The organism is Pseudomonas sp. PDM25 (genome assembly GCF_019219045.1).
Classification (GTDB): Bacteria; Pseudomonadota; Gammaproteobacteria; order Pseudomonadales; family Pseudomonadaceae; genus Aquipseudomonas.
Map to the genome: position 1 here is coordinate 74,772 of NZ_JAHUWL010000019.1, position 21,185 is coordinate 95,956.

Annotated in this window: 12 protein-coding genes; 10 read left to right on the top strand and 2 right to left on the bottom strand. The window is 57.6% G+C overall.

The features are described from left to right. Positions 1–124: 124 nt before the first annotated feature. From KW848_RS27295 to KW848_RS27335, 9 genes are all read left to right on the top strand, one after another. Entirely contained in the window at positions 125–1,666 is a 1,542-nt protein-coding gene (locus KW848_RS27295) for a Fic family protein (RefSeq protein WP_218538641.1), read from the top strand. Positions 1,667–1,835: 169 nt separating this feature from the next. Beyond that, positions 1,836–2,714 (top strand): 50S ribosomal protein L11 methyltransferase, encoded by an 879-nt coding sequence (gene prmA, locus KW848_RS27300; RefSeq protein ID WP_218538642.1) that lies wholly within the window; start codon positions 1,836–1,838, stop codon positions 2,712–2,714. A gap of 30 nt (positions 2,715–2,744) precedes the next feature. Next, positions 2,745–3,953 carry a DUF3426 domain-containing protein gene (locus KW848_RS27305; protein ID WP_111449191.1) on the top strand — a complete coding sequence of 403 codons (1,209 nt, stop codon included), beginning with the start codon at positions 2,745–2,747 and terminating at the stop codon, positions 3,951–3,953. Positions 3,954–4,138: 185 nt separating this feature from the next. Beyond that, on the top strand, positions 4,139–5,149 hold the full coding sequence (dusB, locus tag KW848_RS27310; RefSeq protein WP_218538643.1) for a tRNA dihydrouridine synthase DusB: 1,011 nt from the start codon (positions 4,139–4,141) through the stop codon (positions 5,147–5,149). Beyond that, entirely contained in the window at positions 5,146–5,466 is a 321-nt protein-coding gene (gene fis / locus KW848_RS27315; protein WP_030128251.1) for a DNA-binding transcriptional regulator Fis, read from the top strand. The genes dusB and fis overlap by 4 nt, the downstream gene beginning before the upstream one ends. Before the next feature lie 81 nt (positions 5,467–5,547). Then, the gene (gene purH / locus KW848_RS27320; protein WP_218538644.1) at positions 5,548–7,155 is read left to right on the top strand and encodes a bifunctional phosphoribosylaminoimidazolecarboxamide formyltransferase/IMP cyclohydrolase; all 1,608 of its coding nucleotides are present in this window, start codon (positions 5,548–5,550) and stop codon (positions 7,153–7,155) included. Positions 7,156–7,309: 154 nt separating this feature from the next. After that, on the top strand, positions 7,310–8,605 hold the full coding sequence (gene purD / locus KW848_RS27325; RefSeq protein WP_218538645.1) for a phosphoribosylamine--glycine ligase: 1,296 nt from the start codon (positions 7,310–7,312) through the stop codon (positions 8,603–8,605). A 98-nt stretch (positions 8,606–8,703) separates the two neighbouring features. Continuing rightward, a complete protein-coding gene (locus tag KW848_RS27330) occupies positions 8,704–11,481 on the top strand; it encodes a hybrid sensor histidine kinase/response regulator (protein ID WP_218538646.1) in 2,778 nt (925 codons plus the stop codon). A gap of 65 nt (positions 11,482–11,546) precedes the next feature. Beyond that, a complete protein-coding gene (locus KW848_RS27335; RefSeq protein WP_007937197.1) occupies positions 11,547–12,143 on the top strand; it encodes a MarC family protein in 597 nt (198 codons plus the stop codon). 106 nt (positions 12,144–12,249) lie between these two features. On the opposite strand, the gene KW848_RS27340 is transcribed toward KW848_RS27335, so the two are convergent. Next, positions 12,250–13,071: a hypothetical protein gene (locus KW848_RS27340; RefSeq protein ID WP_218538647.1), complete on the bottom strand. Its 822-nt coding sequence runs from the start codon at positions 13,069–13,071 to the stop codon at positions 12,250–12,252. A gap of 233 nt (positions 13,072–13,304) precedes the next feature. On the opposite strand from KW848_RS27340, the gene KW848_RS27345 reads away from it, so the two are divergent. Continuing rightward, positions 13,305–13,955, top strand: a complete 651-nt coding sequence (locus tag KW848_RS27345) for a hypothetical protein (RefSeq protein WP_218538648.1) — start codon at positions 13,305–13,307, stop codon at positions 13,953–13,955. A gap of 70 nt (positions 13,956–14,025) precedes the next feature. Here KW848_RS27345 and KW848_RS27350 read toward each other — a convergent pair whose 3' ends face one another. Then, positions 14,026–21,177 (bottom strand): TcdA/TcdB pore-forming domain-containing protein, encoded by a 7,152-nt coding sequence (locus tag KW848_RS27350; protein WP_218538649.1) that lies wholly within the window; start codon positions 21,175–21,177, stop codon positions 14,026–14,028. Positions 21,178–21,185: the final 8 nt, after the last annotated feature.

The following is a 21,185-nucleotide window of genomic DNA, read 5'->3' on the forward strand; positions in this document are numbered from 1 at the left end:
GCGGCTTTGTTGTTTCTGAAGGTTTCATCCGTCCTTGCGCGGCTAATCTGACAGGCACTGGCCTGTCCTGGCTGGCTATAATCGCCCTCTTATCAGCGCAACGCCGACGAACCAGAGCCAGCCCATGCCTGAAAAACTGCCCATCAATCTCAACGATCTCCTGCGCCAGCGGACAGTCGAGGGTGAGCGAATCGAATACAAATCGGGTTGGAATCCTGATCCGATCATTCGCACGCTCTGCGCTTTCGCCAACGACTTCGAAAACCTGGGCGGTGGTTACGTTGTGATTGGGCAGGATTGCGATGCCAATGGTCAGCCGATCTTTCCTCCACTGGGACTTTCCGATCAATTACTCGACAAGATCCAGCTCGAACTGCTAGCGGCTTGCCAATCAATTCAGTCTGCTTACTTTCCAGTGTTGAGTATTGAAGAGGTCGAAGGTCGCAAGTTGATCGTGCTATGGGCGCCCGGCGGGCAAAATCGTCCCTATAAAGCTCCGGCCGCAGTGACAGCCAAGTACAGAAGCTTGCACTACTACATCCGTCGCTACAGCAGCACGGTGGAAGCCAAGGGCGAAACCGAACAAGAACTCTTGAGCCTTACTGCCAAGGTGCCTTTCGATGATCGCTTCAATTTGGGCGCTCGTGTCAGCGATCTATCCAAACCTCTAATGCAAAGCTTCCTGCAAGAAGTGGGCAGTGCCCTGGCCGAGGATGCAGCGGTCCTGTCTACCGAAGCGCTAGGGCGACAAATGAACGTCGTGGGCGGCCCGACCGAGTCGCCATGGCCCAAAAATGCGGGACTGATGTTCTTTAGCCCAGCCCCAGAGCGATTCTTCCCCGGCACACAGATTGATGTGCTGTGGTTTCCGGAGGGCGCTGGCGGTGATCGCTTTGACGAAAAGATTTTCAAGGGGCCACTGGCAACCATAACCCGCGAATCACTGGCTTATATCCAGCGCAATTACCTGCATGAAACAGTGATCAAGCATGCAGGCCGCGCCGAAGCTACACGGATCTGGAATTTCCCCTTCGCAGCAATTGAAGAGGCACTGGTCAATGCCGTTTATCACCGATCCTATGAAGAACGCGAACCGATTGAAGTCCGCATCAGCCAGGAGGAATTGGTGATTCTGAGCTTCCCGGGGCCAGACCGCTCGATTCGAATGGAGGACCTGCGGATAGGCCGCGCCGTGAGCCGCCGTTACCGTAACCGGCGAATTGGTGAGTTCCTGAAAGAACTGAGTCTGACCGAAGGCCGCTCGACGGGCATCCCTAAAATCCTCAAGGTCATGGCGGTCAATGGCTCACCTGCGCCATTATTTGAAACCGACGATGATCGGATTTCGTATGTCATACGGCTTCCAGCGCACCCTCAGTCACAGAGAGCAGAAGCAACAACCATGGAAGTCAACATGGAAGTCAACATGGAAGTCGCTTCGGTGCTGAGGGCCATTGAAGGAAACATGAGCAGGCTGGAACTTCAGACCAGTATGGGCCTGAAAAACGCCGACCACTTCCGTAAGGCTTACATACTGCCGGCCATAGCCGCCGGGGTGCTTGAAATGACGCTGCCTGAACGCCCCAACAGCCGCCTGCAACGCTATCGCCTGACGAACAAAGGCCTGCAATGGCTCATAGCCAATAATGCAGGGCATCAGCATTAATATGTGATCCAGACTAACAAAGCCGCTTCCGAGCGGCTTTGTTGTTTCTGAAGGCTTCCTAATGTGCACGCGAGCAAGGCCACTCCCACAAAACCTCCGCGCTCGCGTAAACTTGCGCGCTTCTCGCAGCCCGCTAGGCTGCAATCAATATTTTTCAAAGGTGCCCGCCATGCCTTGGCTGCAAGTCCGTCTCGCCATCAGCCCAGAACAAGCCGAAACCTACGAAGACGCTTTCCTTGAAGTGGGCGCCGTCTCGGTGACCTTCATGGACGCTGAAGATCAGCCGATCTTCGAACCGGAACTCAACACCACGCCGCTGTGGTCGCATACGCACCTGCTGGCCCTGTTCGAAGGTGGCACCGAAGCCGCCGCCGTACTGGCCCACCTTGAGCTGCTGACCGGCAGCCCGCTGCCCGAGCATCACAGCGAAGTCATCGAAGACCAGGACTGGGAACGTAGCTGGATGGACGGTTTCCAGCCCATGCGTTTCGGCCAGCGCCTGTGGATCGTCCCGAGCTGGCACGCTGCTCCTGAACCAGACGCGGTGAACCTGCTGCTGGATCCGGGCCTGGCGTTCGGCACCGGCACGCACCCGACCACCGCGCTGTGCCTGGAATGGCTCGATGGCCAGGACCTGAAAGACTGCAACGTCCTGGACTTCGGCTGCGGCTCGGGGATTCTGGCGATTGCTGCCCTGCTGCTGGGCGCCAAGGAAGCCGTCGGTACCGATATCGACGTGCAAGCCCTGGAAGCGTCCCGCGACAACGCCGGGCGCAACAACATCGCCGAAGCACTGTTCCCGCTGTATCTGCCGCAAGATTTGCCGCAGGTTCAGGCCGACGTACTGGTCGCCAACATTCTTGCCGGCCCGCTGGTTTCACTGGCGCCACAATTGTCCAGCCTGGTCAAAACCGGTGGTCGTCTGGCGCTGTCGGGCATCCTCGCCGAGCAAGGTGAAGAAGTCGCCAAGGCTTATGCCCAGGACTTCGATCTGGACCCGATTGCCAATCGCGATGGCTGGGTGCGCATCACTGGCCGTCGGCGCTAGAATGAACGCCTGCATAAACCGGATTGCCGCATGACCGACAGCTTCGTCACCCAGTGCCCGCATTGCCAAACCAGCTTCCGCGTCAGCCATGCTCAATTGAGCGTAGCCCGCGGAGTGGTTCGTTGCGGCTCGTGCTTGCAGGTGTTCAACGCCGCCAAGCAGCTGCTTGAACAACAGGCCGGCAAAGACACGATCACCCCGGTTGCACCGGCCATCGTCGAACCGCCGGAGCCGCGAGCCATCAGCCAAAAGCAATGGTCCGCGGCCGAGCTGGATCTGGACAGTCTGGACCTGGACGAAGAGCTCGCCCGCCTCGAACAGCGGGAAATCCAGCCGACCACGGAATTCGGCCGACAGCGCGAAGACAACCTGAGTGCCAGCCGGGATACCGTCGAGCACGAAGAAGCGCCGTGGCCCGACAGCCTGTTCAGCGAATCGGCCGCCGATCGTGCGCAGACCACAGAAGCCGACTTGCCAGAGCTGGAACTCGATCCGAGCAAATACTCGCGCACCGAACCTTCGCTGTCCCTGGAACCGGTGGAGCTGGACGACGAACATCTGCCGCCACAGCTGCGCCTGCACGACCCACTCGACGCACCGATGCATCATGAACGCCTGTCGGCGACCGATGACATCGACGACGATCGGCCATCGATCGAACCTGTGCGCAAAAAGCGTGAGCCGGCTGTCCGCGCTGAAGCCCTGCAAGACCTGACCGATGACCCGCTGCAACTGGACTGGCAAAAGCGCCGCTCTCCCTGGGGCCGACGCTTTTTCTGGCTGCTACTGATCCTGCTCGGCCTCGCCGGCCTCGCCGGTCAATACATTGCCTACCACTTTGACGAGCTGGCACGCCAGGACCAATACCGTCCGTGGTTCCAGCAACTGTGCCCGCAAATCGGCTGCACCGTGCCATCCAAAGTCGACATCGCCAAAATCAAAAGCAGCAACCTGGTGGTCCGCAGTCACCCGGACTTCAACGGAGCACTGGTGGTCGACGCGATCATCTACAACCGCGCGCCCTTCTCCCAGCCTTTCCCGCTGCTGGAGTTGCGTTTTGCCGACCTCAACGGCCACCTGATCGCCAGCCGGCGCTTCAAGCCCGGTGAGTACCTCAACGGCGATCTCGAAGGGATGGCGGAAATGCCTCCGCAAACGCCGATCCACATCGCACTGGATATCCTCGATCCAGGCTCCAAAGCGGTGAATTACAGTCTGAGCTTCCATTCGCCCGAGTGAAACGGCTCAGTATTACGGCTTTGACGGCATATTTCTGACTTTGACCGCTCACACCAAACCGCTGGCGATAACAGAATAACTGTTCAGATTTTGTTCAATTCAGCCTTTATCCAGTCATCGAGAGCGGGTATCATGCCAACCCTTTTTCGAACTCTCATGATCCGACCCCACAACAGGGAAGTCCTATGTCGGCGGTACGCATCGGTCCTTACACATTGCACAACGGCTTGATTCTCGCCCCGATGGCGGGGGTCACAGACCAACCCTTTCGTCAGCTGTGCAAGCGACTGGGCGCAGGACTTGTAGTCTCGGAAATGGTCACCAGCGACATGAGCTTGTGGAACACCCGCAAATCGCGGATGCGCATGATCCACGAAGGTGATCCCGAGCCCCGCTCGGTACAGATCGCCGGTGGTGATGCACAGATGCTGGCGGATGCAGCCCAGGCCAACGTTGAACTGGGCGCACAGATTATTGATATCAACATGGGCTGTCCGGCGAAAAAGGTCTGCAACAAGGCCGCCGGGTCCGCGCTGTTGAAGGATGAAGCACTGGTGACCGAGATCCTGCAGGCCGTAGTGGCTGCGGTTGATGTGCCGGTCACCCTGAAGATCCGCACCGGCTGGGACCGGGACAACAAGAACGGCCTGACCGTGGCGAAGATCGCCGAGCAGGCAGGCATTACGGCGTTGGCGGTCCATGGGCGCACCCGTGCCGATCTGTACACCGGCGAAGCCGAGTACGACACCATCGCCGCGATCAAGCAGGCCGTGTCGATTCCGGTGTTTGCCAATGGCGATATCGATTCGCCAGAGAAAGCCCGGTACGTGCTCGATGCGACCGGTGCCGATGGCCTGTTGGTAGGCCGGGCCGCTCAGGGGCGGCCATGGATTTTTCGTGAGATCGATCATTTTCTGCGTACCGGCGAAAAACTCCCGGCACTGGAACTGATCGAGGTGGAACGCATTCTGCTAGAGCATCTGGCTGCGCTGCACGTCTTCTATGGAGACGTCATGGGCGTGCGCATTGCTCGAAAGCATGTGGGCTGGTATCTCGCAACCTTGCCGGGCGCCAGGGAGTTTCGCGCCCACTTCAATCGTTTGGAAGATACGGAAGCACAATGCGCCAACGTTCAGGGCTTCTTCGCCGAACGTTACAAGAGCCTGACAGGGGACGGAGAAGAGGTGGCCGCATGACGATGATGACCGAGACTTTAGTGAGTGGAACAACACCCGTGAGCGACAATGTGAATTTGAAACAGCACCTCAATACGCCGAGCGAAGAAGGTCAGACCCTTCGCGGGAATGTCGAGAAGGCGCTGCACAATTATTTCGCCCACCTTGAGGGCGCTGCCGTCACGGATGTGTACAACCTGGTGCTCTCCGAAGTCGAGGCTCCCCTGCTCGAGTGCGTGATGAACTACGTCAAGGGCAACCAGACCAAGGCCAGTGAGCTGCTCGGACTGAACCGAGGCACGCTGCGCAAGAAACTCAAGCAGTACGATTTGCTGTAAGCATTCAATCAAACCAGAAAGGCGCCCGCGTAGAAACGGTCGCCTTTTTTGCTGACTCCTTTGCTTTTGATGGAAATTGAAATGACCGACCAGACTACCCGCCTGCCGATCCGCCGCGCCTTGATCAGCGTTTCCGACAAGACCGGGATCCTCGAATTCGCCAAAGAGCTTGAAGCCCTGGGCGTCGAGATCCTCTCCACCGGCGGAACGTTCAAGCTACTGCGCGACAACGGTGTTGCCGCAGTGGAAGTCGCGGATTACACCGGTTTCGCAGAAATGATGGACGGCCGGGTAAAAACCCTGCACCCGAAAATCCACGGCGGGATCCTCGGTCGTCGTGGTATCGACGACGCCATCATGAACGAGCACGGCATCAAGCCGATCGACCTGGTAGCGGTCAACCTGTACCCGTTCGAAGCCACCATCAACAAGCCAGGCTGCGACCTGCCGACCGCCATCGAGAACATCGATATTGGCGGCCCGACCATGGTCCGCTCGGCAGCCAAGAACCACAAAGACGTGGCCATCGTGGTGAATGCCAGCGATTACGCCAGCGTCCTTGAAAGCCTCAAGGCCGGCGGCCTGACCTACGCTCAGCGTTTCGACCTGATGCTCAAGGCCTTCGAACACACCGCAGCCTATGACGGCATGATCGCCAACTACATGGGCACCGTGAACCAGGCGGCTGACACCCTCAGCACCGAAGGCCGCAGCGAGTTCCCGCGCACTTTCAACAGCCAGTTCGTCAAGGCTCAGGAAATGCGCTACGGCGAGAACCCGCACCAGAGCGCGGCGTTCTACGTTGAAGCCAAGCCTGCCGAAGTCGGTATCGCCACCGCCACCCAGCTGCAAGGCAAAGAGCTGTCGTACAACAACGTGGCCGACACCGACGCCGCGCTGGAATGCGTGAAGAGCTTCGTCAAGCCAGCCTGCGTGATCGTCAAGCACGCCAACCCGTGCGGCGTGGCCGTCAGCCCGGACGCCGAAGGCGGTATCCGCCAGGCTTACGAACTGGCCTACGCCACCGACACCGAATCAGCGTTCGGCGGCATCATCGCGTTCAACCGCGAGCTGGATGCTGAAACCGCCAAAGCCATCGTCGAGCGTCAGTTCGTCGAAGTGATCATCGCCCCGTCCGTCAGCGCAGAAGCTCGCGCCATCGTGGCTGCCAAAGCCAACGTGCGCCTGTTGGCCTGCGGCGAGTGGTCGGCTGATCGCGCTGCTGCGTGGGACTACAAACGCGTCAACGGTGGCCTGCTGGTACAGAGCCGCGACATCGGCATGATCGGTGCCGACGACCTGAAAGTCGTGACCAAGCGCGCCCCGACCGAGCAAGAGATCCACGACCTGATCTTCGCCTGGAAAGTCGCCAAATACGTTAAATCCAACGCCATCGTCTACGCCAAGAACCGTCAGACCATCGGTGTCGGCGCTGGCCAGATGAGCCGCGTGAACTCCGCGCGCATTGCTGCGATCAAGGCTGAACACGCTGGTTTGCAGGTGGCAGGCTCGGTGATGGCCTCCGACGCGTTCTTCCCATTCCGCGACGGCTTGGACAACGCAGCCAAGGTCGGCATCACTGCGGTGATCCAGCCGGGTGGCTCGATGCGTGATGCGGAAGTGATTGCAGCGGCCGACGAGGCCGGCATTGCCATGGTCTTCACCGGCATGCGCCACTTCCGCCACTAAGCACAACGATCAACTGTGGGAGCTGGCCTGCCAGCGATAGCATCCCCTCGGTTTAGCTGATAAACCGAGTTGTTTGCATCGCCGGCAGGCCAGCTCCCACAGAAAAGCGTCCCTGCGGTGCTCCCCAGAATTAGCGTCATCCGAGGTTTTTGAAATGAATGTTTTGATCATTGGCAGCGGTGGCCGTGAACACGCCCTGGCCTGGAAAGTGGCTCAGGATCCGCGCGTGCAGAAAGTTTTCGTGGCTCCGGGCAACGCCGGCACCGCCATTGAAGCCAAGTGCGAGAACGTCGCTATCGACGTGCTGGCCCTTGAACAGCTTGCAGACTTCGCCGAGAAGAATGTTTCCCTGACCATCGTCGGCCCGGAAGTGCCGCTGGTCGCGGGCGTCGTCGATCTGTTCCGCGCCCGTGGCCTGGATTGCTTCGGTCCAACCGCTGGCGCTGCTCAGCTGGAAGGTTCGAAAGCCTTCACCAAGGATTTCCTGGCGCGCCACAAGATCCCGACCGCCGACTACCAGAACTTCACCGAGATCGAGCCTGCCCTGGCTTATCTGCGTGAAAAAGGCGCACCGATCGTGATCAAGGCCGATGGCCTGGCCGCTGGTAAAGGCGTGATCGTTGCCATGACGTTGACCGAAGCCGAAGACGCCGTGCGCGACATGCTCGCGGGCAACGCATTCGGCGACGCCGGCTCGCGCGTCGTGATCGAAGAGTTCCTGGACGGCGAAGAAGCCAGCTTCATCGTCATGGTCGACGGCAAGAACGTATTGCCGATGGCCACCAGCCAGGACCACAAACGCGTCGGTGACGGCGACACCGGTCCGAACACTGGCGGCATGGGTGCCTACTCCCCGGCCCCGGTCGTGACCGCGCAAGTGCACCAGCGCGTCATGGACCTGGTGATCTGGCCGACCGTGCGCGGCATGGCCGAGGAAGGCAATGTTTACACGGGCTTCCTGTACGCCGGTCTGATGATCGACAAGGCTGGTAACCCAAAAGTCATCGAATTCAACTGCCGTTTCGGCGACCCTGAGACCCAACCGGTGATGCTGCGTTTGCAGTCGAGCCTGGTGTTGCTGGTCGAAGCGGCGCTGGCGCAAGCCCTGGACAAGGTCGAAGCACAATGGGATCCACGTCCGAGCGTCGGTATCGTGCTGGCGGCTGGCGGCTATCCTGGCGACTACGCTAAAGGCGTTGCCATCAACGGTCTCGATGCCGCTGCCGCACTGGAAGGCAAAGTCTTCCACGCCGGTACTGCACTGAAGGACGGTCAAGTGGTGACGGCCGGTGGTCGGGTACTCTGCGCCACGGCAATGGGTGCCAGCGTCGATGCCGCTCAGCAGCAGGCTTACAAGCTGGCGGCCAAAATTGACTGGGAAGGCTGTTTCTATCGCAAGGACATTGGCTACCGTGCCATTGCCCGCGAGCGTGGCGAAAATCAGGAATAAAACGCCATTCGGCCAGGCAAGGGCTTCGGGCCCTTGCCGGACTATTCCGGCGCCGCGCATAGTTATAATCTGGCATTAACCTACGAAGGGATTTCGCCGTGCGCTGGCTCAGGATTGCCATAGGATTCACCGTCACTCTGCTGACCTTGCTCTGCATGCTCCCGGCCCAGGCCGCGCAAGGCAGTGGCTGGGCGGTATTGCTCGACGAACAGGGCGACCTGCAACTCAGCGACATCCGTTCCGCTCGCTACACCAATCAATTCAGCCCCATTGAACTGGAACGCCTCACCGCCGCCGAACCCGATGGTGCGTTATGGCTGCGTTTCAGACTCGCTCCCGGCAAGCATGAACAGTTGCTGCGGGTATTCGCGCCCGATCTGTCGCACCTCAATCTGTATGTGCTGGACGGCGACACGCTGATCGAGCAACTGAACACCGGCACCGGCCAGCCCCAGGCTGAACGGCCGCTGCCCAGCAGCGACTTCATGTTGCCTCTGCCGCAAAACGAAAAACCTCTCGATGTTTACCTGCGACTGGTCTCCGACCATCAGCTGAGGCCTTACATCACCCTGCAGTCGGCGGTCATGACCGCGGCCAATCAGAATCAGACGCTGATCTACGGACTGTTGTTCGGTTGCCTCGGGATGCTGATCCTGTACAGCCTCGTCCGCTACGCCTATAGCCGCTCACGCAGCAGTTTCTGGCTAGCCGGATGTGAAACATTGTTGATGCTCAGCCTGTTGCTGTTGCTGAATCTGGCAGGGCCCTGGCTGCCGAACTGGCATGCGGTGCAAACACCCGGCGCCTACTTCGCCTTGCTGCTGACGGCGCCGTGCGGCCTGATGTTCGCCTATCGCTTCTTCACCCCACTCGGCCCGCACCCACTGAACAAACTGCTGATGGGGGACATTCTGTTCATCGTGGTCTGCAGCTTGCTGCTGTTGTTCGTCAACACGCTGCCGCTGAACATCATGACCTATGCCCTGGTTGCGCTGGCAGGCCTGAGCATGTTGTTCGTCAGCGCCTATCACTGGCAAAAAGGTTATCGCCCGGCGCGCCTGTTCGTCGCGGCGATGGTGGTGTTCAACATTGGCACTCTGATCATGTTGCCGGCCCTGCTGGGATTGACCCTGGTCGCACCGCAGGGCTTGATCATGACCCTGCTGGGGTTAATCTGCATCAGCGGCGTGTTGATGAGCATTGCCTTGAGTGAACGTCAGCGCAGCATTACCGAAGACCGTTTCAGCGTCAGCCGCGACCTGGCCGCCAGCAACGCCGAGATCAACGCCAAGGCCGAATTCCTGGCAAAGATCAGCCACGAAATCCGCACCCCGATGAATGGCGTGCTGGGCATGACCGAGCTGCTGCTGGGCACGCCGCTCTCGGTCAAGCAGCGCGACTATGTACAGACCATCCACAGTGCCGGCAACGAACTGCTGACACTGATCAACGAGATTCTCGACATCTCCAAGCTCGAGTCCGGGCAGATCGAACTGGACGATGTGCAGTTCGACCTCAACGCACTGATCGAAGACTGCCTGAGTATCTTCCGCGCCAAAGCCGAACAACAGAACGTCGAGCTGATCAGCTTTATCCAGCCGCAAGTGCCGCGTGTCATCAGCGGTGACCCGACGCGCCTGCGCCAGACCCTGCTGAGCCTGCTGGAAAACGCTCTGAAGAAAACTGACGAAGGCGAAATCCTGATCGTTGTCGCGCTCGATGAGCGCAGTGTCAAACCGCGCTTGCGCATTGCCGTACAGGACAGCGGTGAGCCGATGGACACCGAAGAGCGCGATGCATTGATGCACGCTGAACTGCACAGCAAGCACTTCCTCTCGGCCACCCGTTTGGGAGGCAACCTGGGGCTGGTGATCGCCCGTCAGCTGATTCGCTTGATGCACGGGGAGTTCGGGATCAAGAGCGGCGCCAATCAGGGCAGCACCTTGTGGCTGACCCTGCCGCTGGACCCTGACCGCCTCGAACACCCGACGTCTGACCTCGATGGCCCCCTGCAGGGTGCACGGGTATTGGTGGTGGACGATAACGACACGTGTCGCAAAGTGCTGGTGCAACAGTGCAGCGCCTGGGGTCTGAATGTCAGTGCCGTAGCGTCCGGCAAGGAAGCGCTGGCGCTGCTGCGCACCAAGGCTCACTTGCGCGATTACTTCGACGTGGTCCTGCTGGACCAGAACATGCCCGGCATGACCGGCATGCAACTGGCGGCCAAGATCAAGGAAGACCCGAGCCTGAACCACGACATCCTGCTGATCATGCTCACCGGCATCAGCAATGCGCCCAGCAAGATCATCGCGCGCAACTCGGGGATCAAACGCATCCTCGCCAAACCGGTGGCCGGTTATACCCTCAAGACGACGTTGGCCGACGAGCTGAACCAGCGAAACAAGGGCCTCTCCCTCTCGCAGCACCTGACCACCGGCCCGACCTTGCCGGTGAAAGTGCCCAGCGATTTCCGCATCCTGGTGGCCGAAGACAACAGCATCTCGACCAAGGTGATTCGCGGCATGCTAGGCAAACTCAACCTGCAACCGGATACCGCCAGCAATGGTGAAGAAGCCTTGCAGGCGATGAAAGCCCAGCGTTATGACCTGGTGCTGATGGACTGCGAAATGCCGATCCTCGACGGCTTCTCCGCGACTCAGCAATTGCGAGCCTGGGAAGTCGGCAATCAGCGGATTCGCACACCGGTGGTGGCTTTGACTGCGCACATTCTTGCCGAACACAAAGAGCGCGCGCGCCAGGCCGGTATGGACGGGCACATGGCCAAACCGGTGGAGTTGTCGCAGTTGCGGGAACTGATCGAGCACTGGGTGGCCCAGCGTGATCAGCAGATCCGGGCAGCGACTCAGACGTCCTGAGCCGACAGCCCCCGCAGCGCCTGATAGACTCCCCCTCGACTTCCCTCGCCAGTGAGCTTGCACCCATGCTCCACGTGTTGTTCAGCGTTTACCTGAAGATGCTGGTGCTCTACAGCCCGTTCTTCGTGTTGTCCTGTTTCATCAGTCTGACCCGCGGTTATTCGCGCAAGGAACAACGCCGTCTGGCCTGGAAAGTGGCGACAGCCACACTGGTCTCCAGCGTCTTGCTGTACCTGTTCGGGCGAGTGATTTTCAGTGTGTTCGGCATCACCGTGGACGCGTTCCGCATCGGCGCCGGCAGTGTGTTGTTTATCTCGGCGTTGGGCATGGCCCAGGGCAAGTCGGCGGTGCAAACCGACAACGTGCAGCAGGACGTGACCATCGTCCCGCTGACCATTCCCCTGACGGTCGGCCCCGGCACCATCGGCGCCTTGCTGGTGATGGGCGTGAGTCAGCCTCATTGGGACGACAAACTCACGGCCATTCTGAGCATTGCCCTGGCCAGTTTTACCGTCGGCGTGGTGCTTTACCTGTCCAACCGCATCGAGCGCATTCTCGGTGACCAGGGGTTGCAGATCGTCAGCCGGTTGATGGGGTTGTTCGTCTGCGCATTGGCGGCGCAGATCATCTTTACCGGGGTGAAGGGCTATCTGGTTCCCTGAATCGGCTTAGGGGACGGCCTTCCAGGCCGTTCCCCTGCCACACCAGCCGGTATACGGGTCCGCACGGGCAACTCGATAGATTACGTTGTTGTCTGGTGTTGATTACTTACTCCGGAGCATTTCTGCGGCGATTGAAGCGTTTCTGCAGCAGCGGCTTGTAATACTGCCCCAAGTACTCTTCCAGCTCATTCTTCAGTCCAGCATAACGAATTGGGTTAAAGGTAATAAAAGAACTACCACGAAAGATATCGAGATCCGAAGTTTTCCAGTTAAAAAAGAGAGGCGTGGTTTCCTTACTGATGCCCACGCAGTCGATCGATGCCAACGAAGTCACGATAATACCATTGGCCAATTGATCACATGGCATCACCGCCAGCCGGACACCTTTACTGCCTATAACTTCGCGATTGAACAAGTTGATCGCTTCCGGTTCCTTCTTCAACGCATCCAATGTCGAACTAGCAACTGCGTCAAGTACAGAAGCCCCCGGAATCGCGGCTTTCGCTGCATCCATACCGGCCTTGACGATGTCAGTAACGATGTTATCCATGGTCAATTGGCGGGAACTCTTCTGATAAACGGTGTAACCGGAATCTGCCACGAAACACCCTGCTTCATCCATGCATTTCAGGAACGCGAGATACCACGCTTGAGGGTCATCGCCTGGCACTTCGTAACTTGCCTCCAGCTTCGAAAACTTGATCAGGTTTTCAATGATCGCCATATTTTCCAGCGTAATTTTTTCGCCATAACCCACCAGCGTATTGGCCAGCACGACCGCATCCAGCTCTTTGGTCGGGCTCGAAGTATCTGTTGCCACAAATGACCGCATACGAATGACAGGCTGCTCAGACAACCGCCGACTAATACGCGCTTTCACTAAATCAGTACACTTTTCGACACCGACAGCACTTTCAATAATATCCATATTCAACATTCCATTTAATAAGTTAATAGTACCCTAAATAGGGCAAGGCGAATCTAACGCACCCTACCCGGGCAGACAAACCACAATTAAATTCCATATATGTATAAGAACAGCACCCAACTCAAGAGAAAACTTCACACATATAACAAAGCCGGCACTGACACTCACCACTGTAAGCTGTGGACATTGCACAACGTGCAACACCCTCATATTTATTTTATCAGGAGTTACTTATGAGCAATACGCTACCGTCCGGTGTGGTGACGGGCCCCAATCTAATTTCAAGTGTCGGCGAACTTACTCTGCAAGACTTTGACGACTTAACCAACTGCACGCACATTGCCACACGGTCTGCCGACCTCGTCCATAATCGCTTTGCCAACTCACAATACTGGCTGGATGAATATGTTCGCACTCTCATGTTTCTCGGCTGGTCGCTCCATGAAGGTGCCATTACGACACGAATACGTTTTGATGTTTCTGGCAGCGTTGCCGATTTTCTGGTGCGCAAAGCGCAAGCCCTGAGCGACTCAGGGCAAGCAAATGCCATGATTGACACCCTCGACGCCTTGCGACCAGACATTGGCGCCGTGCGCTCACTGGACGACGAGAGCCTTAAAGGGCGTCGATTCCAAGTGCTTCCTGCGCGTTATGACTCAAGTAGAAATCTCCATATAGCCGTTTTCAACCTCGAGTTGGTTGCCAATGAAACGAAGAACGGCTTCTTGTTTTGGTCCTGGGAAAAGCAATCGGCGAATCTCGTTCAACAGAGTGCCTTTCTCAAATTGAACAGAGCCATACTCGACACAAAAAGACCGCTTATGGAGACCAAGCTCCGTGAACAAGTCATGAAGCGATTTACCTTGAGGAAGGTAAACCCATAAACCGCCTCGCACACATAAAAAACCCCTTCACACGTTTGAACATGTGAAGGGGCGACGCCGAACGCGGGGATCAAACTTGTACGATTGCTTCTCTCTGCCGGGTCATCAACAACGTCATGCCCACCTTCGTCATTAGCGCCGCAAGCTGCCTGTCCTCGCCATTGAGGGCCAGTGCCTGCACTAGCTGATCAAGGGTTACGGTCATTGTGGTGCCATGAACCTGAAGACTCAGGCTCATCGCACGGCGCTCAGTCAAACCGTCGGAGTGGTTGAGCAGGATCAGGCTGTGTCCGGTATTCGGGTCGGTGAACAGCAACTGATTTTCAACCAGACTGACCCGCCACGCATCCTGCGTCCCGGTATCCAGAATCAACGTGCCAGGCATCTGTGACTCAGCGCTCAACGAACGACGACAATCAACCATAATGCATTCAAGCCGCTGCCAGACAGTGCTCGATAGGCTGCAGCTGATCGCTCTTGGCCCATAACTCAAGATCAACTGTGTAACGTCGTCAGGTATCAACGGCATAACGTCACTGAGCTCGCCCTGAAACTCCAGCATTAGTACCTCGTCTTCACGACGAGCAACGCTTTTCTCCAGCCACACATCCTTCGAAGCGCTGTATGTCAGTTGGCTGGGCGTTTCATGTAACAAGGCAACCGTTTTGTTTCGAACACCCAGCAGTCGGGTTTCCAGTCTCGTATCGACCTCACCCACCACACGATCGATACCCTCGACATACCATTGGTAGCCCGAGTAACCGCCAACCGATACAAATGCTTCGTGGGGATGTTTGCTCACCAGCGCCTTCAACGCTTGCCTCAACCTCGCATCGTATGGGTCTTTCGTCCCCTGTTGCGCCAGCACCCAGCCTCCCGTGACGCCGACAATACGTGCCGGCTCACCGAACACCATCTCGAGTTCAACCCCTTCAAGCGTCCGTCCTCGCAGACCGGAGCCATGTGTCCATACCTGTGCAAAAGACCATTCGGGCCAAACCTTTTGTGGCACAGGCAACAGGTCCTGCCGCAGAAGCTGCAGACCATTGTCAAAGAGGGTCGGTAGTTTTTCAGGCTCAAGGAACGCTTGGCGGTAAAGTTGCCCAACGGAAACATCCAGCAGCCAGCCCGTCTCCTCATTTGGCGTCGTTGCCACCAACTGCATGACCTTGCCGGGGCCCATATCCGCCATCAGCCATCGATGGTCGACGTACCAGGCACACAGTTTTTCATCCCGTACGCCGCTACCCAGACCAAGAATCGAAAAGCTCGACGCTTGATGCGCCTTCGCAAGCGCCTCAACGTCGGTCCAGAACTCAAAGCCTATGCCCAACGGCCCTCTGGCATCCTCCAGCCAGTCTTCGGAGACTCCGGCCAGCTGCGACTGCCCTTGCTCGTTGATATCGAAATACAGCCCTTCCCTGGTCAACGCAACGTAGCGTTTTTCATTAGCGATGACTTCAATCACATTCCAGGGCCCGATACGCTCAGCCTGGGCATCCGCACCGCTAACGGTCGTCCCGATCTTCTGGCGATAGAGGGTCCGATTGAGCTTGTCAAAGAACAGGACGGTATTACCCTTCCTGGTCGCGGGTGTCAGCAACATCGGGCTGACCGGGCCGCGCGGTCCCTCAATCTGCGACACAGCGGGACGAATCAGCAGGCCATCGGCAGCACGGACCCACGTGCTGAGCGATTCCTTTTTGCCCTGTGTCAAAGGTGTTATCGAGACAAACGCCGCTGGCTGATAATCCACGACTTTCACTTGGGTCAAAGGCCAAAGTTTGGAGTCCTTGACCAACAATTCGTAATCCCACAGGAAGTTCGACCACCCCCGCATCACGCCCTTGAGCAGCAGGTCTTGCTGGCGCTCGGTCAAATGACCTGCAATCGCCAGCAGCAAGACTTCGTCCTCACCCAACAGGTAGACCACCTCGGCTTCACGCCCAGTGCGCTGGGTCACTTGCTGGACAATCCGAATGACCCCCTGCCCCAGGACCTGGAACACCGAAATGCTCGAACCGGGCACCGGGTCCATCAGCCTATAGAATCGATTGACTTGCCCGGTGACCACGTCAGAGCGCCAGATGAGTGCTTCCCGGGAGCAATAGAAATACGCCTGCCCACCAATAACCGCGCCCAGCCTGGCTTGGTTCGCCAGGGCTGGTGGGAGGTCGCGAGCGTAGATGAAACGATCACGGGCCTGCTCATAAAAAGCCATAGTGAGTTGTGGTTCTTGTGGGTCTGCGAACGGAACCGGGAAATTCTGTACCGCGGTGAATGGGCTGGCTAAACGATTGGCGCGGGCCAGGTTCCTGACTCGGGCCTGGATCATCGCGGTGTCGGCAGTCGGATCGTTCTCCAGCTCTTCAAGCAGCAGTTGCCGTTTCGCCCAGTCAACTCGAAACGAGTTATGCGAAGTCTGGATAACCAATTCGGGTGTACCCATGACATGAACGTCGATAGCCCCCACCTTCAAAAAGCCGTCGCTGACAACGATGTCCGCTTCACTCAACCAGAGCGCACGCAGCGTCCAGGCCATGGGGCGCGCCTTTGCCTGTGACAGATTGATCGAGCGCACGCCCGGGGCGAGTGTCAGCGCGCAATGACCACCCACCCCTTCAACACTGTAGGTCAGCTTGCCGTGCAACATCTTGGGCAGCTCAGGCACCAGCAACAAACGCGGTTCCTCATCCAGCAAGACCCTGATCGTCGTCTCGACCTCTATCGGATACAAGTTGTGCAGGATGTACTCGGAGGGGAACTTGTAAAAGGTAAACCAGAACTGGCGATTGCCTGCTGTGTCGTACTCCAGCTTCAGCGCGGTTTCAAAATGCTCGGAACGCGTGGTCGAAAACGGCAGGGCCGAGTAATCGAAACCGAACCAGGTCTTGGCCACACACGGCAGGACAATGGCCTGAAAGGTCGTCAAATCGCCAATAGCCGCATGCTCCGGCAACCCGAGGTGTTGACGAATGTTGATGGCTTTCGAACGATCAGGATTCTGATCTGGCGGGTTCAGCGTATAGGTGTTGGCCGACAAAATTTCCTGACTGTCAAACGTCAGCCGCTGGTTGCGCAAATCAATCTCGCGGATGGCCGCGTAAGGATTCGGATAAAACACACCCTCCCTGATCGAGTGACCGCCCGAGCGATACGCCTTATCGACGCGGTTCAGGTACTGACCGATCCGCCGTCCTCGTTCCAACGTGCCATTGAACCCTTCAACCAGCGCACTGATGCCAATGGCGAACCCACCCAGGATCACACCGGCTCCGCCAAGAAACGCAGCGACCGTACTGGCACCTGCCAGGCCGGCGCCTATGCCGGCCGCGGACAGTGCCAACCCCGCGGAATCGAACGCCAACTGAGTACCGTATTGCGCCTGTTGCAGATCGTCCTTGGCATTGGCCAGCAGATAGATATCGAAACCCAGAGTAGCCAGTTGCATCACCGTGGCCAAACCATCCCTGGCAATATGTCCCAGCGCATTGACCACTACCGAGGAGGTGGTTCGGGCCACCAGCGGTGCGTCGTTCAACGCCACCCTGACCAGTTTGACCAGTTCCACGATGTCGAGCAGATTGCCATGGGCCAGTTGCGCGTAACTGAGGTAACCGTGCATTCGCACAGCGGTCGTCAGGCTGCGGTCTTCATTGATGGCGCTGATTTGCTCATGAGACTGGAGCGCTACCAATAGCGCCTGAACCGTAAAAGCTGCATTCAAGGTATGCACGGCGCTGACATCGCTCGGGTCAACCCTGCCCGGCACTGACGGCTTGACCGACAGTGTCTGGAAAGTCTCCGTCAGGTAGGAGCGGATCCGCGGAAGGACACCGTCAGTGCTTGGCACCCTGACGGTGCGCGTTGGATCCTTGAGATTGACCAAGCTGATTTCATAGTGTCCACCAGACACCTCTCGCACACTGTCGAACACCGGAACAAAGTCTCGCCCAAGGCTACTTTCCGCGTGGAGGCGATCAGCGCTGTGCTGAATCTGCTGCGCCCAGTGACGGGCATCCAGTTCGTTCAGCCCTCGCCCCAGTCGGGCATTTTCCACCAATGAACGGGCCCGTAACTCAGCATGGTGTTCCCATGGCGCCACCGTTACCCCGATGCTGATCGGATCATGACTCAGCAAACCTGACACATTGATCTGCGATGGAAGCGTCAGATCGGCGACACGTGGACCATTGAGGTCGACGACGTTGAACGTCGCTTCCATCACGTGATTGATCTCATAGAGTCTGGCCAGCTCAGGGCTGCTGAGGAACCGCTCAAGACCACGGTGCAGGTCCTGCGCCTGTTCGAATCCGAAGACACCGAAATTCGGATCGTAGAAGTGGTAGGCACTCGACTCGCCAGCGACGACTTTTGCCACCAACAGGGAATGGCTTTCGGTGTTAAGCATCAAGGTACGGGTGGAAGTACTGGCTTGCAGGGTCCGCATGACCTGATCCAGCCCGAACGCTCCTGATAAAACGCCCGACCGCGCCATTGGTACAGTTCGCAGCTCATCGAGGGTTCGCAGAAAAGCATGGGTTTCATTGGCGTCGGGCGCAAGGTTGGCATTGGCCAACCTGCCGCTCAAAGCGTCCACAGCCGAGGGGCCTTTTTCAATGGCCGCCGCCATGGCCAATACCAGCGGATAACAACGCCTTCCAGGATCGCCTTCACCCCTGACCAATAAACCCTGAGGCATCAACCTCCCCGTCGAAGCACCTTGCTCGATGAAGGTTTCCAGCACCGTGGCGCTGCGCTGGAAGATGTGTTGACGCAGCTCATGTTGGGCCTGAAACCTGATACGGGCCATGTGCTCGCCCCATTGGCGCAAGGTCAGCGGTTTCTCGAACGCGAGGGCCTTGAGCACTTGAGCGCTGTTCTTCGATGGCTCAACCCTTGCCTGGGCAGCTGCAAAACCAGCTTCGAATGCAGGAGGCCTGCGTGTGAGCAAGGCCTGCTCGATGGCCAGATAACGCTGGGCGAAACCCAGGTCGGTGGTGCTCTGCGCAAGGGCTCGGGTGTGCTGCCAGGCATCGTCGAATCCGGCATTATCCAGCGTCTGCGCGCCGAACAGCCCGCCGAGCAGTACTCGATGCACCGGGCTCAACTGATCAAGCGGCAGAGAGTCGTGGCCAATGCGAACGATCATTTCATTCAGATTGCCGATCGGCTCAAAACCGTGCGAGACCGGAAGTTCTACACGGGCTTGCGCCAGGATCCGCTGACGCTCATCGAAGCTCAGGGACCAAGGCTTATCGAAGCTCAGGTCGCCGCTAAGCTTTTCGTTCATGGCCCGGATGAAGGGGGCTCCCAGGTCATCCACCAACTGCTGCAAGATGTCGGTCTGTAAAACCGGGCGGCCTTCAATCACAGGCCAACCCTTTTCAAACGTCATGAACTGACCTTTAAGCAGCTCCGTGATGTTGCCTTTGAAATGGGCCTTATAGCCGCCCTGGCTCGCTTTTGTTGTCTCAAGCTCGAACCAGGCCGCCTCAGTTTTGGCATTGTCTTTCCAGCTGTGATGGGTTTCTTCTTCGGTGGCGAGGTTAAAGCCGTCGAACAGGTCAACCTTGTCGCTGATCTGTTGGCGGCTTTCAAGCACCGCATGGTCGTCGACAAAGTCACTCAACCCGCTGGACACCGCCGTCGGCCCGCTCATCGCAATGGCCGACTGGGCACCGAATCTGATCCCGTCGGCATCATAGTCATTGATCGCCTGCAAAAAACTGTTGAGGCTTTGCAGATTCGAGTTCCAGCTTGAAATCGGACCGTGTTGTTTCTCCATCTCCCGGATAATCAGATCGGGAAATGCCTGGCGATCCTGAAGCGATACATTGCTGCTCAAGGCCTGCGCAACTACCCGGTCCAGGAATTGATAGTTGCTGCGAATTTTTTCCATAACGGCGGCGAGTTGTGCAGAACCCGCATGACCACTCAACAGGGCATTGGATAATCCGTTGAATGGCGTCTTGATTTGATTCGCCATCGAATCAGGCGTGTTTTTATTACCGACACGCAGACCGTTCGACGCGACCATGACGTCATTGAACGGGGCAAAAATATCGCTGAGGGACGGCGTGCTTTTGGCAAATGCGGTTATCGCCTCTCGGTGTTGTTCGGGCACCTTGGGGCGAAAATCCGCATAGGCCTGTCCCCGATTCGGAAGCAGTGTCGGGTTGTAATCAAACAATACCTGCATCACACCTATACGTTCTTCGGCACTGAAGGCGGCGAGGTCCACACCACCGAGCACTTTATGCAGAGACGGCAGCAAATCAGCATCAAGATAGGTTCCACCCTCGCTATTCAGAACTTGTAAACGTGTGATATCGGATGCAGCCGCCAAGTTGGTCCGAAACGAGATTTCGCGCTCATAAATATCGAACATCGGTTGATCGATAAGCTCTACGTGTATGTCTCGATGAGTCATTTCCAGGCGTTGCAGAGATTGAAGATTGCGGGCTTTGAGTGCCTTGAGCGCACCTTCATCCTGGCCATAGGCACTGACTAAAAGATCGATTCGCGCCTGATCGGCGCTACCGCCCGCCTGTGTGACCGTCTGGATATGCTCGAACATCTGCTGTCGCAACACTCGCGTTCGCTCGATGTAACGGCGACCCAGCGCGGCAGACGTATCGACTGCGCCTTGTGGCGCAGAAATCGTCCCCAGCGCTTTGGCTGACTCGACGATAATGCGATTGGTCTCATGGGCCAGCAACGCATCGCTGTCATACCACAGGTTGAGGCTGTAACCCTGCGGGGCAAGCATTTGCCTCCAGACATTGATGTAGTCTCCCTGAATAGCACCAATGCCCCCGCCCACCCAGACAAAGTGCAACTTTTTAGGCACGGGTTTGGCGGTATTCAGGAGTTCGACCGTTGTACTCAAACGCAGGAAATAGTCCGTCAATTTATCCCGGACTTTTGGCAGTGTGGCCGCCGAGCCTTTCGGGCTTGTTGATTCGAGCGTTTCCTTCAATAGACTTATCGCCGTCAGTTGAGCGTCAAGCGTCGACGCTTCGGTAGCACCGTCGAAGTAACGCAAGGCCGCTGCATGCGCCGGCATATCTTTGAAACCGCTCAACGCAAATTCCAATTCGCTGCGATCAAACGGCGTGGGGAAAGTGTCAGTCTGATTTAATGTTTCGCCAGTTGTACTTTTCATTTTCATATCCATATGTAAAAAGCTGACAGCCACTCCCCCATCGAACAGGCTCAATGTGTCAG

What these genes read in the sequence shown, in the direction of transcription:
- KW848_RS27295 (WP_218538641.1), top strand. Translation starts at nt 125, where the DNA reads ATGCCTGAAAAACTGCCCATCAATCTCAACGATCTCCTGCGCCAGCGG.
- prmA (WP_218538642.1), top strand. Translation starts at nt 1,836, where the DNA reads ATGCCTTGGCTGCAAGTCCGTCTCGCCATCAGCCCAGAACAAGCCGAA.
- KW848_RS27305 (WP_111449191.1), top strand. Translation starts at nt 2,745, where the DNA reads ATGACCGACAGCTTCGTCACCCAGTGCCCGCATTGCCAAACCAGCTTC.
- dusB (WP_218538643.1), top strand. Translation starts at nt 4,139, where the DNA reads ATGTCGGCGGTACGCATCGGTCCTTACACATTGCACAACGGCTTGATT.
- fis (WP_030128251.1), top strand. Translation starts at nt 5,146, where the DNA reads ATGACGATGATGACCGAGACTTTAGTGAGTGGAACAACACCCGTGAGC.
- purH (WP_218538644.1), top strand. Translation starts at nt 5,548, where the DNA reads ATGACCGACCAGACTACCCGCCTGCCGATCCGCCGCGCCTTGATCAGC.
- purD (WP_218538645.1), top strand. Translation starts at nt 7,310, where the DNA reads ATGAATGTTTTGATCATTGGCAGCGGTGGCCGTGAACACGCCCTGGCC.
- KW848_RS27335 (WP_007937197.1), top strand. Translation starts at nt 11,547, where the DNA reads ATGCTCCACGTGTTGTTCAGCGTTTACCTGAAGATGCTGGTGCTCTAC.
- KW848_RS27340 (WP_218538647.1), bottom strand. Translation starts at nt 13,071, where the DNA reads ATGGATATTATTGAAAGTGCTGTCGGTGTCGAAAAGTGTACTGATTTA.
- KW848_RS27345 (WP_218538648.1), top strand. Translation starts at nt 13,305, where the DNA reads ATGAGCAATACGCTACCGTCCGGTGTGGTGACGGGCCCCAATCTAATT.